The organism is Vibrio sp. T20 (genome assembly GCF_007858795.1).
Lineage (GTDB): Bacteria > Pseudomonadota > Gammaproteobacteria > Enterobacterales > Vibrionaceae > Vibrio > Vibrio satsumensis.
The window spans coordinates 139501-152941 of the sequence record NZ_VFEB01000045.1 but is presented as its reverse complement, the minus strand read 5'-3'; the positions used below and the strand labels follow the sequence as shown (position 1 = coordinate 152941).

General features: G+C 43.6%; 14 protein-coding genes. 9 read left to right on the top strand and 5 right to left on the bottom strand.

Annotated features, from left to right (window positions below; all coding sequences use genetic code 11):
- Positions 1-19 precede the first annotated feature (19 nt).
- Positions 20-859 (bottom strand): shikimate dehydrogenase family protein, encoded by an 840-nt coding sequence (locus FTW16_RS02485; protein ID WP_261383396.1) that lies wholly within the window; start codon positions 857-859, stop codon positions 20-22.
- A 251-nt stretch (positions 860-1110) separates the two neighbouring features.
- Between FTW16_RS02485 and FTW16_RS02480 the strand changes: the two genes are divergently transcribed.
- The 6 genes from FTW16_RS02480 to FTW16_RS02455 all read left to right on the top strand — a co-directional run bounded on the left by FTW16_RS02480 (position 1111) and on the right by FTW16_RS02455 (position 6076).
- Entirely contained in the window at positions 1111-2124 is a 1014-nt protein-coding gene (locus tag FTW16_RS02480; protein WP_146489923.1) for an amidohydrolase family protein, read from the top strand.
- Between the two features lie 89 nt (positions 2125-2213).
- Entirely contained in the window at positions 2214-2891 is a 678-nt protein-coding gene (locus tag FTW16_RS02475) for a 4-carboxy-4-hydroxy-2-oxoadipate aldolase/oxaloacetate decarboxylase (RefSeq protein WP_146489922.1), read from the top strand.
- Positions 2884-3981: a 4-oxalomesaconate tautomerase gene (locus FTW16_RS02470; RefSeq protein ID WP_146489921.1), complete on the top strand. Its 1098-nt coding sequence runs from the start codon at positions 2884-2886 to the stop codon at positions 3979-3981. Before FTW16_RS02475 ends, FTW16_RS02470 begins: the two co-directional genes overlap by 8 nt.
- Positions 3982-3996: 15 nt before the next feature.
- The gene (locus FTW16_RS02465; protein WP_146489920.1) at positions 3997-4875 is read left to right on the top strand and encodes an amidohydrolase family protein; all 879 of its coding nucleotides are present in this window, start codon (positions 3997-3999) and stop codon (positions 4873-4875) included.
- A gap of 5 nt (positions 4876-4880) precedes the next feature.
- Positions 4881-5234 (top strand): protocatechuate 4,5-dioxygenase subunit alpha, encoded by a 354-nt coding sequence (locus tag FTW16_RS02460; protein WP_146489919.1) that lies wholly within the window; start codon positions 4881-4883, stop codon positions 5232-5234.
- Between the two features lie 2 nt (positions 5235-5236).
- Positions 5237-6076, top strand: coding sequence for a class III extradiol dioxygenase family protein (locus FTW16_RS02455; protein WP_146489918.1), 840 nt, complete (start codon positions 5237-5239; stop codon positions 6074-6076).
- 73 nt (positions 6077-6149) lie between these two features.
- Here the strand turns inward: FTW16_RS02455 and FTW16_RS02450 are convergent, their stop codons facing one another.
- A complete protein-coding gene (locus FTW16_RS02450) occupies positions 6150-7049 on the bottom strand; it encodes a LysR family transcriptional regulator (protein WP_146489917.1) in 900 nt (299 codons plus the stop codon).
- Positions 7050-7359: 310 nt separating this feature from the next.
- Between FTW16_RS02450 and FTW16_RS02445 the strand changes: the two genes are divergently transcribed.
- On the top strand, positions 7360-7902 hold the full coding sequence (locus FTW16_RS02445; RefSeq protein ID WP_146489916.1) for a DUF3332 family protein: 543 nt from the start codon (positions 7360-7362) through the stop codon (positions 7900-7902).
- Between the two features lie 141 nt (positions 7903-8043).
- Here FTW16_RS02445 and FTW16_RS02440 read toward each other — a convergent pair whose 3' ends face one another.
- A complete protein-coding gene (locus tag FTW16_RS02440) occupies positions 8044-9513 on the bottom strand; it encodes a transglycosylase SLT domain-containing protein (RefSeq protein WP_261383395.1) in 1470 nt (489 codons plus the stop codon).
- A 615-nt stretch (positions 9514-10128) separates the two neighbouring features.
- Here FTW16_RS02440 and FTW16_RS02435 point away from each other — a divergent pair.
- Positions 10129-11337, top strand: a complete 1209-nt coding sequence (locus FTW16_RS02435) for a DUF3103 domain-containing protein (protein WP_146489915.1) — start codon at positions 10129-10131, stop codon at positions 11335-11337.
- 93 nt (positions 11338-11430) lie between these two features.
- Here the strand turns inward: FTW16_RS02435 and FTW16_RS02430 are convergent, their stop codons facing one another.
- Together FTW16_RS02430 and FTW16_RS02425 are read right to left on the bottom strand one after the other, a co-directional pair.
- Positions 11431-11748 (bottom strand): Dabb family protein, encoded by a 318-nt coding sequence (locus FTW16_RS02430; protein WP_186728012.1) that lies wholly within the window; start codon positions 11746-11748, stop codon positions 11431-11433.
- 215 nt (positions 11749-11963) lie between these two features.
- The gene (locus FTW16_RS02425) at positions 11964-12203 is read right to left on the bottom strand and encodes a hypothetical protein (RefSeq protein WP_146489914.1); all 240 of its coding nucleotides are present in this window, start codon (positions 12201-12203) and stop codon (positions 11964-11966) included.
- A 282-nt stretch (positions 12204-12485) separates the two neighbouring features.
- On the opposite strand from FTW16_RS02425, the gene FTW16_RS02420 reads away from it, so the two are divergent.
- On the top strand, positions 12486-13364 hold the full coding sequence (locus tag FTW16_RS02420; RefSeq protein ID WP_146489913.1) for a LysR family transcriptional regulator: 879 nt from the start codon (positions 12486-12488) through the stop codon (positions 13362-13364).
- Positions 13365-13441 lie beyond the last annotated feature (77 nt).

Here is a 13441-nt window from a genome sequence, read left to right as displayed (position 1 = left end):
GCTTTCCTTACTTCTATCCTTAGACGGGATTTGAAAATTGATCTTGACGAAATTGAGTCAGTTCTTGAGGCGTTAGTTCACGGTCGGTGAACAGTTGAAATGCATCCACCGCTTGATGAAAAAACAGTTCAAACCCCGTCAAAACCGCGAGGTTCGCCTCCATCGCAGCTTTGATAAATTCAGTTTCAATTGGCGTGTACACAGCGTCAAATACCCACTTCTGGTTCTCTATCCAATGACTTGAGATAGGTATGCCCGGTGTCTTGTAATGCCCTATTGGAGTGCAATTAAGAAGGCCATCCGCCTCTCTAACGTGCTGCTCTAATGTTGTCTCTGTAAGACAAGTTACCTTAACATTTCTTTTTTCTAGCAGCTGAGCTAAACCATGCATTTTTTCGGTATCACGGTCATAAAGCGCAATATGTTCGGCTTCTAATTCTGTTAAAGCCGCAGCCACCGCTTTACCCACACCGCCACAGCCTATAAGCACTGTTTTACCGGGCTTACAATGCCGAAAAACATGGTAGGCATTAATGAAACCAGAAAAATCAGTGTTGTAAGCAAACGTACCTTCTGGGCGAAAGATTAATGTATTGGATGCTTCAACTATTTTCGCTGAAGTATCCAAAAAGTCGGCCACTTGAACCGCCATCTCTTTATAGGGATAAGTCACATTAGTAGCGTGAATATTACTCTCTTCCATTCGAGATGAATGCGCTCGAAAATCGGATATATCTCCACTCTCTAATGGGCTTAATTGATAATCGAGATCTATATTAAGTTGTTCTGCTAATAGGTTATGGAACTCGGGTGACTTGGATTTATCTATATTGGCACCAATAAGTCGACAGTTGATCATTTCGCTCCACCTTATTCTGGACTTTATTCAACGCTACCAGAATCGCGTTATTTAACGCCAATCACTTTTATTCAACACCCATTCATTTTTTATTTTCTATGGCTCCAACCCATGTGGAGTATCGCTTTTTCGCTGTCGTTATTGCAACTCTCTATCTCAAAATCTTATACCTTCGAAATAAATTGAAATAGTCGAGAATAAGCCTTGGTCGTTATAGTTGTTAGCAACAAAAACAACAAAGGACTGCCGAGATGATTATCGACTGCCATGGACACTACACAACCACACCGCCTCAGGTGGGCGACTACCGTGAAAGCCAAAAAGCTGCGCTAGCTGAAAACCCAAACCACATTGGTAGCAAAGGTTCAATTCACATTTCAGACGATGAGATTCGCGAAAGTATCGTAAACAATCAACTTCGTTTACAGAAAGAACGTGGCACAGATCTAACGATTTTCTCTCCTCGTGCAAGTTGGATGGGGCATCATATTGGCAACGAACACACAAGTCGCTTTTGGACAGAGCATCAAAACGACTTAATCCGCCGTGTGTGTGACCTATTCCCTCAAAACTTTGCCCCTGTTGCTCAGCTGCCGCAATCACCAGGCATTAACCCTTCAAAATCGGTTTCTGAATTGGTTCGTTGTGTTGAAGAAATGGACTTCATCGGCTGTAACCTGAACCCAGATACAACGGGTGGTTTTTGGAAAGATGCCTCTTTGGGCGACCGTGCTTTCTACCCACTGTATGAAAAACTGGTAGAGCTAGATGTACCCGCGATGATCCATGTTAGCGGCTCTTGTAACTCGTGCCTGCACACCACAACTTCGTATTACTTGGGCGCGGACACGACGGCTTTCCAACAATTAATGACGTCTGACGTATTCAAAGACTTCCCTGAACTGAAAATCATCATCCCACACGGTGGCGGCGCAGTACCTTATCACTGGGGTCGTTTCCGCGGTATCGCACAAGATATGGGACTGCCACCGCTTGAAGAAACCGTATTGAACAATATCTACTTTGATACTTGCGTTTATCACCAGAAAGGCATCGACCTACTGCTTGATATATTGCCAGCGAAGAACATCTTGTTCGCTTCAGAAATGATTGGCGCAGTGCGCGGTGTTGACCCAGAAACGGGCCACTACTACGACGATACTAAACGCTACATCGATGCCAGCGATAAAGTAACAGCAGAAGAGAAATCAATGATTTTTGAGGGCAACGCTCGTCGGGTATTCAGCCGACTAAAAACGTCTTAATGCCACTCTGCCCATTTTAAGAATGGGCACTTCAAACAAACTTTCTCTAAAGAAAAAGAAGCATAAGCAAAGAGCAAAAGGAATTCATCATGAGTCAGAACATCGTTGTTCAACACATTAAACGTGCAGACAAAGAGATCATTGAAGGCTTACGCAAATGTGGCGTAGCAACCATTCATGAATCACAAGGCCGCCGCGGTTTATTGGCCGATTACATGCGCCCTATTTTTCAAGGTGACGCCGTTGCAGGTTCAGCGCTGACAATCTCAGGAGCTGCAGGCGACAACTGGATGATGCACGTTGCCATCGAGCAAGCGAAAGCGGGTGACTTTTTGGTGTTCGCCCCTACTTCACCTTCAAACCACGGCTTCTTCGGTGATTTACTAGCAACGTCAGCTCAGGCACGTGGTGTTGTTGGGTTAATAATCGAAGGCGGCGTTCGCGATACCCGTGACCTGCGTGAAATGAATTTCCCTGTGTGGTCAAAAGCGGTGTTTAGCCAGGGCACCATCAAAGAAACCCTAGGTTCCGTCAATGTTCCTATGACGTGTGCTGAAGAAATCGTTAACCCTGGTGACATCATGGTCGCCGACGAAGACGGTGTGGTTGTCATCCGTCGCGAAGAAGCAGAACAAGTGCTGCATACTTCACTAGAACGTATGGAACGTGAAGAAGCAAAACGCGTGCGTCTTGCTAATGGCGAACTTGGGCTAGACATCTATGACATGCGTGGTCGATTAGAAGAAAAAGGCCTGAAGTATGTCTAATCAAGCACCATGCATGTGGATGAGAGCAGGCACTTCAAAGGGTGCCTACTTTCTGAAAGATGATCTGCCAACTGATGCCAATGAACGTGACGCTTTTTTACTGTCGGTAATGGGCTCGCCAGATGAACGCCAAATCGATGGTATAGGCGGGGCTGATCCTCTGACATCTAAGGTCGCGATCGTTGAACCATCGAGTCGACAAAATGTAGACATTGACTACCTATTTCTACAGGTGTTTGTCGACCAAGCATTGGTTAGCGGCAAACAAAACTGTGGAAACATCCTTGCAGGTGTCGCTCCTTTTGCTATCGAGCGTGGGTTAGTTGAAGCCGAAGAAGGAACAACATCAGTTCGTATCTTCATGGAAAATACACAGCAGATCGCTACGGTTGAAGTGCAGACTCCCGACAAAAAAGTGACCTATCAAGGTGATTGTCATATCGATGGCGTACCCTCTTCATCGGCACCTATTGCAATCACATTTGAAGACACGGCAGGTTCAACGTGTGGAGCTCTGCTTCCATCTGGTTCTGTTATTAACACAATAGACGGTATCGACGTCACTTTAATTGATAATGGAATGCCTGTTGTTGTGATGCGTGCGAAAGATCTCGGCATTACAGGTGACGAATCACGCGAACAACTCGACAATAACCAAGCATTAAAACAACAGTTGGAGTCAATAAGACTTCAAGCTGGTCCATTAATGAACCTTGGCGATGTTTCTGAGCTCTCTGTCCCTAAGATGTCTTTGGTCAGCGAGCCTCAATATGGCGGCGCTATCTCTACTCGCACATTCATCCCTCACCGTTGCCATGCCTCTATTGGTGTACTAGGCGCGGTTAGTGTTGCCAGTGCTTGCATACTAGACAACGCTCCAGCAAAACAACTTGCTCAAATCAACTCATCGAGCCAGGCAGAACAACTCGCTACACCGACTAAAACCAGCGTGAAAGTTGCTCTGGATGTAGAACATCCTATTGGAAAAATGAGTGTGGTTTTAGATATCAAAAATAACCAAGTTCAATCAGCTGCCATTCTTCGCACTGCGCGAAAACTGTTTGATGGCACAGTATTTGGACACCAGTAACAACAAGGAAGAATAATGGACGCTGATTACCTACCGTTTCATCAAAACCCAAGTAAGCCTAAATTTATCGCTCCGGCTGGTGCTGTCGACGCTCACTGCCATGTATTTGGCCCAGCGGCGCAATTCCCATATTCACCTAAGCGTAAATACACGCCTTGCGATGCTTCAAAAGAACAACTGTTCGCATTACGTGATCACCTTAGTTTTAGCCGTAACGTAATTGTGCAGGCTTCTTGCCATAGCACCGACAACTCAGCGTTGCTAGATGCCCTAGACAGCGCTGGTGAACTGGCTCGCGGCGTGGCTTTTGTCGATGAAACCGTTACCGATGAAGAACTGCAAACCATGGACGCGGCTGGCGTGCGCGGTATCCGCTTTAACTTTGTAAAACGCTTAGTTGATACCACACCAAAAGACGTCCTTAAGAAAATTGCGGATCGCGTTCGTCCTTTGGGCTGGCATATCGTGGTGTATTTTGAATCTCAAGACATCGACGACATTGCCCCTTTTCTCGACGAACTTGATATGACAGTTGTCGTTGATCACATGGGTCGACCAGACATCGCACAAGGTATCAATAGTGAAGCCTTTGATAAGTTCATTCGCCTTATGGAAAACAATCCAAACATTTGGACAAAGGTCAGCTGCCCAGAGCGTTTAACACTGACTCCACCAAACTACAGCGATGTTGTACCGTTTGCTAAAACCTTGGTCGAAAAATTCCCAACACGCGTACTTTGGGGCACAGACTGGCCGCACCCTAACATGAAATCGCACACACCAGATGATGGTCATTTAGTTGATGTAATTCCACAAATTGCAGAAACCGCAGTCCTTCAACAAGCACTGCTCGTCACCAACCCTATGAATCTTTATTGGCCGGAGAGTAAGTAACAACGATGACTTATTTAAAGAATAAAGGAAATATCCCAGGCACCGTTATGTTTGATGGATCAATGGCCATAAAAGGCTATGGCTTAAACAAAATGTGTTACACGCTAAATGGTCAGGCTGGTCGTGATGAGTTCAAAGCAGACGAACAAGCATACTGCGACAAGTTCGGCCTAACTGACGCACAAAAAAAAGCGATTGCTGAACGTGATGTACTAGCGCTACTTAACGAAGGCGGTAGCATTTACTACCTAGCAAAGTTTGTAGGAATGCTAGGGCTAAACATGCAAGACATCGGCGCAATACAAACCGGTATGAGCGTAGAAGAATTTAAACAAATGTTGGTTGAGGCAGGGAAATAATCATGGCTAAAGTTATTGGCGGTATAAGCACTTCACACATTCCCTCTATCGGCAAAGCGATTGAAAATAATCTTCAAGAAACGGAATACTGGCAGCCGTTTTTCAAGAACTTCCCAGGTATTCACGCTTGGTTAGAACAGGAACAACCCGACGTTGCGGTCGTTTTTTACAACGATCACGGACTCGAATTTTTCCTAGACAAGAAGCCAACATTCGCCATTGGTGCTGCAGCTAGCTACATCAACGCTGACGAAGGTTGGGGAATCCCTACCATTCCAGCAATTCCTGGTGACCCAGAGTTTTCATGGCACATTTGTAACCACTTAGTAGAGAGTGAATTCGACATCACTATCTGCCAAGAGATGAAAGTCGATCACGGTCTAACCGTGCCGATGCAGTTGATGTGGCCAAACAACAACTATTCACACATGAAAGTGATTCCAGTGTGCTTGAACGTAGAACAACACCCAATGCCATCACCAAAACGTTGTTATAACCTAGGTAAAGCCATTGGTGAAGCCATTGATTCTTACGACAAAGATCTTAAAGTTGTGGTACTGGGTACTGGCGGACTATCCCACCAGCTAGATGGCGAGCGTGCAGGCTACATCAACAAAGAGTTTGACCTTTACTGCATGGAGAAGTTAATCAGTGATCCAGACGAGCTAACTAAACTGACAATTCACGATCTTGTCGCTAATGCCGGCGCTCAAGGGCCTGAGTTCATCATGTGGATGGGCATGCGTGGCGCGCTGAATGGTGAACTAAACGTCCTGCAAAGTGACTACCATGCTCCAATATCAAACACAGGTGCGGGCACGATGTTGATTGAAAATAAGTAGTTGATCGACAACTCTAGATTTGATCACTATCGAGCTTTTTCTGCCTACTCTTTCATGAGTAGGCTTTTTTGTATCACGACGCCAACTTCAGCACTCCGCTGGTAAACAGTTCGCGCAGCCACAAGTTCACGATGTCGTCATTACGGTTGCTGTGCCAATACACGCTCAATGATGGTGTAAGGTATTCAAATGGCACTTCTAACAGCTTTATCTTGTCTTTATCAAAATACGCGTCCGCGACCCCTTTTGGGAAAGTTGCAATCCAATCACTGTTATAAATGGTGTCCGAAAAGTCAGCGATGGAATTGAGCTTTCTCGCCACCTTTCTTTCGGAAAAGATCGGGCTGTGAAGCTCGGTTAACTGGTTCACTCGATAGTTATCATGTGTCAACATCACGTGCTTTTCAGCTAAGTAGCGCTCTAAAGTTATCTGTTCTTCTATTTGCGAGTGGTTTTGGCTGCATACTACACACAGTTCATCACCCCAAATCTCTTGGCTCTGCAGTGTTGGGTGAGCATTAGTAAGATCGACGACAAGGTCGATCTTCTTCTCTCGAATATCTGTCACCATATCTTCTTTGATGTTCACCACTTCGATAACACAGTTGGGTGCTTCTTTTTGAATTCTATCCAAGATACGAGGCAGGATGACACTACTTGATATGCTCATCGCAGCAATTCTGAAGGTATAATTGCACTCTTTCGGGTCGAAATCGTGAGTTTCAGGGAGTGAGTGTGAAACCAGCTTGTGAGCTTGCTTGAAGATTGGGTACAGGTCGTTCGCGACTGGCGTAGGCTCGAGTGTGTATGATTTTCTAACGAAGAGCAGATCTCGATATTCGTCTCTAAGCTGCTTTAGGTGAGCACTGAGACTAGGTTGAGATATATTGAGCCTTTCTGCTGCGTACGTCAGGTTTCCTTCTTCATATATCGCGATAAAGTAATATATGAGGTTGAGGTTAAATCGTTTCATTCGAGCTCTTCAGGCAGTCATGTATTTAAATAAGCGATATAAATAATATCGTTTAAATGACTGTGAATTATCGCTTTCCATTCCCATATTTTAGTTATGGTTATGACAGAACATTGTTAAAACGGCAAACCAAAATAACGCGAACTAGTACGGTAGTATTCAAGGGGCGAGTTCCAAATATAGATAACAGCCTGGTTTTTATAAAGATATAGGTTTTCCTGATATCTAGTATAGGCATGGCGTTATATTAGAAGACGCTTGAGTTTGACATAATTCCCGGTTCCTAAATATACACATATAGAAATAGAGAATGATGAACCGATTTGTAAAACCGATAATAATCTCAGCAAGCCTAGTGACTTTATTTGGCTGCGTAGGTAGCAACGCAGTAACAGGTAAACTAATGGAGTTTAACGTGAAAGCCGTTGATAACCGTTACGCTCGTGGTGGCCTAAACATGTTACTTGCCCCTGCTTACGGTATTACCGTTGCTGCCGATTACATCGTGTTTAACTCACTGGAATTTTGGACGGGTAAGAACCCAATCAACAAGAAGCCACACATCTTCGATTCTAAGGTTGATACTTACATTGATGTTAATGACCAACTGGATGACAGCTTAACGGAAGCGCCTATCGACCCATTGGCAAAGCATGTAATTGACCACAGTGAAATGAAAGTACTTAACCAAGACGAAATTGCAATTGAGCTAACCTACAACGACGGTACTCGCGCGACTCTAACAGGTCAACGTTTCGGCGATGAAGTTCATTACTCTATTGATAGCCAAGTGATTGCAAAAACAAGCTTGGAAGAGATGCAGATGTACGTCGTATCAGCTGAGCAGTCTTAAGCAAGTAAGCAACATAGCATTAACTGATACCCCCCCAATCAATTCAGTTAGTCAGTACCAATAAAAAGAGAGGTTAGCTTAGTCACTAACCTCTCTTTTTCGTTTGTAGTTTTTGTTTTGGCCAATGGCGAATAACCGCCATTAGTAAGCGAAATAAGGGGAGAAACGTTTAATGTTGAGCTGACGAGTCATATTACTTAACTGTTCTTCTCGGGTGTCTTGGAATTCATCCAATCTCTGGTAAATAGTGAAGTATCGATTGATGTTGGCGACGTATTTTACAGGCTCTTGGCTAATATTTTTTCTTGCGACCACTTCAACATGATTAAACCATTTATTTGGGTTGTAGCCTTGCTTGGCGGCAAGAACGCGCATTCGTCTGATCTTAGCTGGCCCAGCATTATAAGCGGCTAAGCTAAAATGAATCTTGTCGATATCCGAGATTTCCGGCAAATCGAAATATCGGTCATAGATAAAACGCAGATACTTGCTGCCCGCATGAATATTGCTTTCTAAGTCGAACACATTATCAATATCGACATACCAATCTTTGGCGGTTTTAGGCATCACTTGCATGATACCAACCGCACCACGATGCGATATTTTTGAGTGATCCAAGCCTGATTCTTGAAAAGCCATGGCTAACAAAATGAACCAATCGATCTCGAACTTTTCCCCATAAACCATGAACAGCTTTTCTAGCTTATCCCGCTCTTTGTTTTGTATCGGGTTAGACGCTCTATTCATCCATGATGTGCTTTCGAGATAACGATTGTCGATGACATTACCCAGCAATGTACCCTGCTTTGAATCTTGCAAATATTGGTCGATTTTGGCTTTCAATTGCGGGCTATTTTTGCGAATCGCCCAAGCAATATCAGCATTGTGTCTAAAGGCAAGATTACGATGGATTCTGATGTCCTGCTCTAAGTTTCCCCATAGCTCAAGCTTGTGGCTATCCACAACGGTTGCGGTAATTTGTCCACGTTTGATCAAATCTAGCAATTCGAGATCTTGGAGGTTGTCACTTAACAAATGGATATAGATGGGTGCTAAACCTTTCTTCTTTAACTGTTTATTCACGGCATGAACACTGCTGACGTAACTGGAATTTTGCTTTAACCAGACCTCTTTACCCTGTAACTGAGTGATGTCGTTAATCAAAGGGGTAGAACGGCTTGTCACTAGCAATTCATCAATGTCTCTACGAATCGGAATACTGAAATCGACTAATTGCTCACGCTGTTTGGTCACCGTTAGGTTCGCGACTGCAATATCACCTTTCCCCTGATTCAAAGCATTGAGTAACTCGCTCCGCTCAACCGGAATCACCTTAACGCGCAGTAAAGGGTCACGCAGCTTTAGCTCTTGATCAAAGTAATAAATCTGCTCAGCAAGAATCCCTTTCGGCTTACCATTTTCAATATGATAGAACCCCATATCACCAGAAACTAAAACACGCACAACGCCTTTTTCACGCAACGCAGAGAAATCACCCACATAGGATTCGAGTGCGTTGTCGGGTATTTCAAAACCAAGAGTTGATTTGGAAATAAGAGAAAGAAAAACCAACATCTTCGATAAACGTGAAGCGCGCTTAAAATTCGTCATATTCAGTATTCCTAATGCGTTTAAGCCAAAACCCTCAATAGTTCTAGGTATTGCGTGGGAGCTATCGGGCTAGAAGCGATTCAACGTAAAGGAACATTTCTTAACGTTGTACGATTGCAATGTACGTTGATGAACAAAATGCGTTGATGCGAAAAGTGTGTTTGATGTCCAGAGCAATTTGGTGAGCGTTATGGATCGTTTAGGCGTTGCTTTGATTCGTTACTTTTTATCAAGGGAGGCGAATTATACCGAAAACCATCAAGTTCGAAATAACGCAGTGGCTATAGTAGATATAGGGTGTTCCTATAGATCTCATTCCCCTCTAAAAGCTCCATCAGAAGTCACTCTTCACGATCCCGAATCCCCCCCTAAATAGGCCATACACCACTAGGCTAGTTAATGATTTAATCAGTAAGCTATTGATTGGTTTATAAATTCGCATATATCAAGCCAACATCAGCTTGATATTTTATAAATTATTTAAATTGAGATCCTGTGCTGCACAACGAAATAAAAATAAGCTGTCTAACTTTTAAACACATTCACCTTACTGATAGGTTAATCCTTATAGGGCAAATGCTCTATTAATGATAAAAATTAAAATAAGGATTATTTATGAGACCATCTTTCTCTATCAGTATGGTGCTTGCAACAACAGTGGTTGGCTTCCAGTCCTATGCAAACAATATCGACACAACAAGCTCACTCTCTCTTTCGGAGAACGCCTCAGCACAAAAGCAGTCTTTGGCGTTGCAAATCAGTGCCCGCTACTCCGATCTTGAGCTTTCTTTAAAAGACCAAATAACAGAAAAGCAACTGTCTACACCGATAGACAAGCTTAACTCAGCTAAGCCCTACTCCGCATTTTCAAGCAAGATGCAAAAAGCCGATCTTAGCTACCGCAAGATGAAAGGGGTCAACGACTTCAGTGACTCTTTGCTAGAGATTCGCATGGCTGATGAAGCGATGATTGAAGCTTGGAAGAATGGTGAAAGCCCGCTGTTTGCCTTCGAACCCTCTGGTGACGATTCAAATTGGCAATACATCGAAGCGTACGATGTGTATGGACAAGTTCATGAATTAGACGTGTACCAAATGCCCGACGTTCCTGTGTTTGTTATTGATAGTAACGGCGCAGAAGAACTCAAAGCAGGCCTAATGGCGATGCAGACCGAGATGAACAAGCTGGGTACTGCAACTCAAATCAATGCCAACAGCGATAAAAGCAACGTCCACAAGTCTCAAAAACAGCCTTTAATGAACAAAGTTCGTCGCTCTATTTCAGAATCTGAACCTGAAGAACTGAACACCACCCAATTATCGAAGATTCGTTTGGCCATTGATAGAGAACCGTGGATCTCTGGCAAAGCTGAAATCTACGCTATTGTCACTGGAGTTAATGCAAGCCGTATAGAACCACAGATCGACTTGGTTGAGATGCCTTATCTGGACTACGACAAACAGACATACTACCCAAATCAAACGGTAATCTTCTGGCCTCGCTACCGTTGGGGCGCAGCAGATATGATTTTGATGGAGCACGATGACGGCACCGATTATAAAGCGTTAGCCAAACTGCTCGTTGAAGCCGCAGAAGAGATATTGAAGATGATTCCAGATCCTGAAGTTCAGGGTTATGCGATCATTCCTCAAATCACAAGTAAGATCATTGATGTGATTCCTGAAGGCGTATTAGTGAATGATGATGACTTCGTAGACGTGTATTACACCTTAATGCAAAACACTCCTTATGTTGATCGCCCGGGTGCTGGCGGTAATGCGGTTGCTTCGTTCACCCCTGTTACGATTTCACCGACAGAGTAAATCGCTCCTTGTTTAGTTAGGGCTTAGTCACATAAGCCCTAACTCTTCATCATCAAAGGTGAGTAAATCATAAGAGACATACTGAGAAGCTGGTTACAGGGAGTAATCAAACACAATGATGTCGTCTAAAAGCGGACGAAACACATCTTTCAGCGCATCATGCTCTGGGTGTGGAAGGTAGTTCTGACGGCCGTCTTCGTCAGCGAACGTCATTAGCACCGAATGGGTATAACCTTGGTTCTTGTTTTCAGGGCTGTCATTTAACCCCCACTCGACTGAAGTCACCCCTTCAACTTTGCTTGGCATCGCTTCAAACAGTCCTTTGAGTTTCTCAATGTCAGACGCTTCAGCCTCTTCTTTAAACTTAATCAGCAAAATATGACGAATCATTCCCGTTTCTTTTCGATTCATTCCTAGTCCTTTTCGAATCTTCGTTTGCTTGTGTGTCATTCTGAGCCCACACCTAATCGCGAGTTAAAGTTAATAGAAAGACAAAATGCCACACGTTACACACCATGCCAAGGCTAGATCACTAGAGTTTATAAAATATTCCAAATCCCAAAACGAAAAATGCTGCACCTAAGGGCACAGCATTTTTCATGACAATGGTAAGCACTGATTAAACGTTAGTCACGACGACCTGTTAACTGAATAGCTTGCTCTTGTGGCGTATTCGTTTCGAATTTCAAACCGCCAGTCGACGCTTCGTTTCTTCCTTCAAGAGTAAGATCAGACTCAACACGCTCTACGTTTACCTGATTGCCTTGGCTCATTGTCATATCGATAGTTCCTGTATAGGTTCCATCAGCAGCAAAAGCAGTATTCATTGAAATAGCCATTAAGCCTAGTGCGATTAGTTTTTTCATACATCACCTCTTATCATTTTAATACTTTGAGTACTGAGGAATTGCTTCAGTACTGTTATTCGTTCATTGCGTTTCGCTTTGTTGAGGTAACTTTAACAACCGAACACAAGGCATTCGAGGAAAAGCAAGATTTACAAAATGGAAAATCAAGGGATTAGCGAATTTCTGACGCGGTGCTGTCTTATAAGGTTTTCATTGGCACTATGATATTAGAGTCACATAATTTCTGTGCGCCTGCAGCACAGAGATTACTGCCCATAAAAGGATTCATTTGGAGAACCTGTGGACATCAATCTAGACATTCAAAATATCCTCGTCATCAAACGTATGTATGAACTTCGCAATGTTGGATTGGTTGCGGAGTCGCTCGGGAAGACATCAGGGGCGATCAGTAAGAACCTGTCGAAGTTAAAGTTACAACTCGACGACCCACTGTTCATTCAAACCAAACACGGCTTTGAGCCAACGACTTTTGTTGAAAACAATATCGACAATTTTGAACAGATACTGAGCAGTGTCGAAGCCATCAAACACCAAGTTTTCTTACCTGAATCTTATCAGGGCGATATCAAGATTTACGCCAATACCCTGTTTTGGGAACGCTACGGATCTAAGCTCTACCTTGCTCTCAGTAAAGAAGCGCCACATGCCCATTTCTCGTTAGTGAGATGGGGTACCAATGTTAAAAACAGAATCATCGATGGTGAAGAAGCGATAGCCGTTCACTATTTTGACGAAAGCCTGCCACAATCCATCTCACAGAAAGAACTTGGCAAAGGAAAAGTCGTGTTCTTCGTTCGAGAAGAGCATGAAGCGCAAACCTTTGAGTCTTTGGTCAACTATCCCATCATTCTTTTTAAAACCCCTGGGTGGAATGACAATAGATACCCAATTATCGATCGTCTCAAAAACGTCGGTTTCGATGTTACTCCGAAAGTCGAAGTCGACCACCCTGCAATGATCCACGATATTGTGTTGAAGTCAGACTATTTTGGTATCACCTTAGATGGCAGTGTGCCTGAAGGCTGTCGCAGTATTGATTTACCAGAAAAACTCATCATCGATGTTCGCTATGTAATGAGTTGTCGCCGTTCGCAAAAAGACGCACCGCTAAATCAATGGCTTTTCACTATTTTAAAGTCTGCTCTAAGTAGTAAGTAAACGTAGCTTCTTTCCAATACGTTTCTAATGCGTTTAATGAAAAAAAAGGCTCCAACAGGAGCCTTTGCGATTGTGAC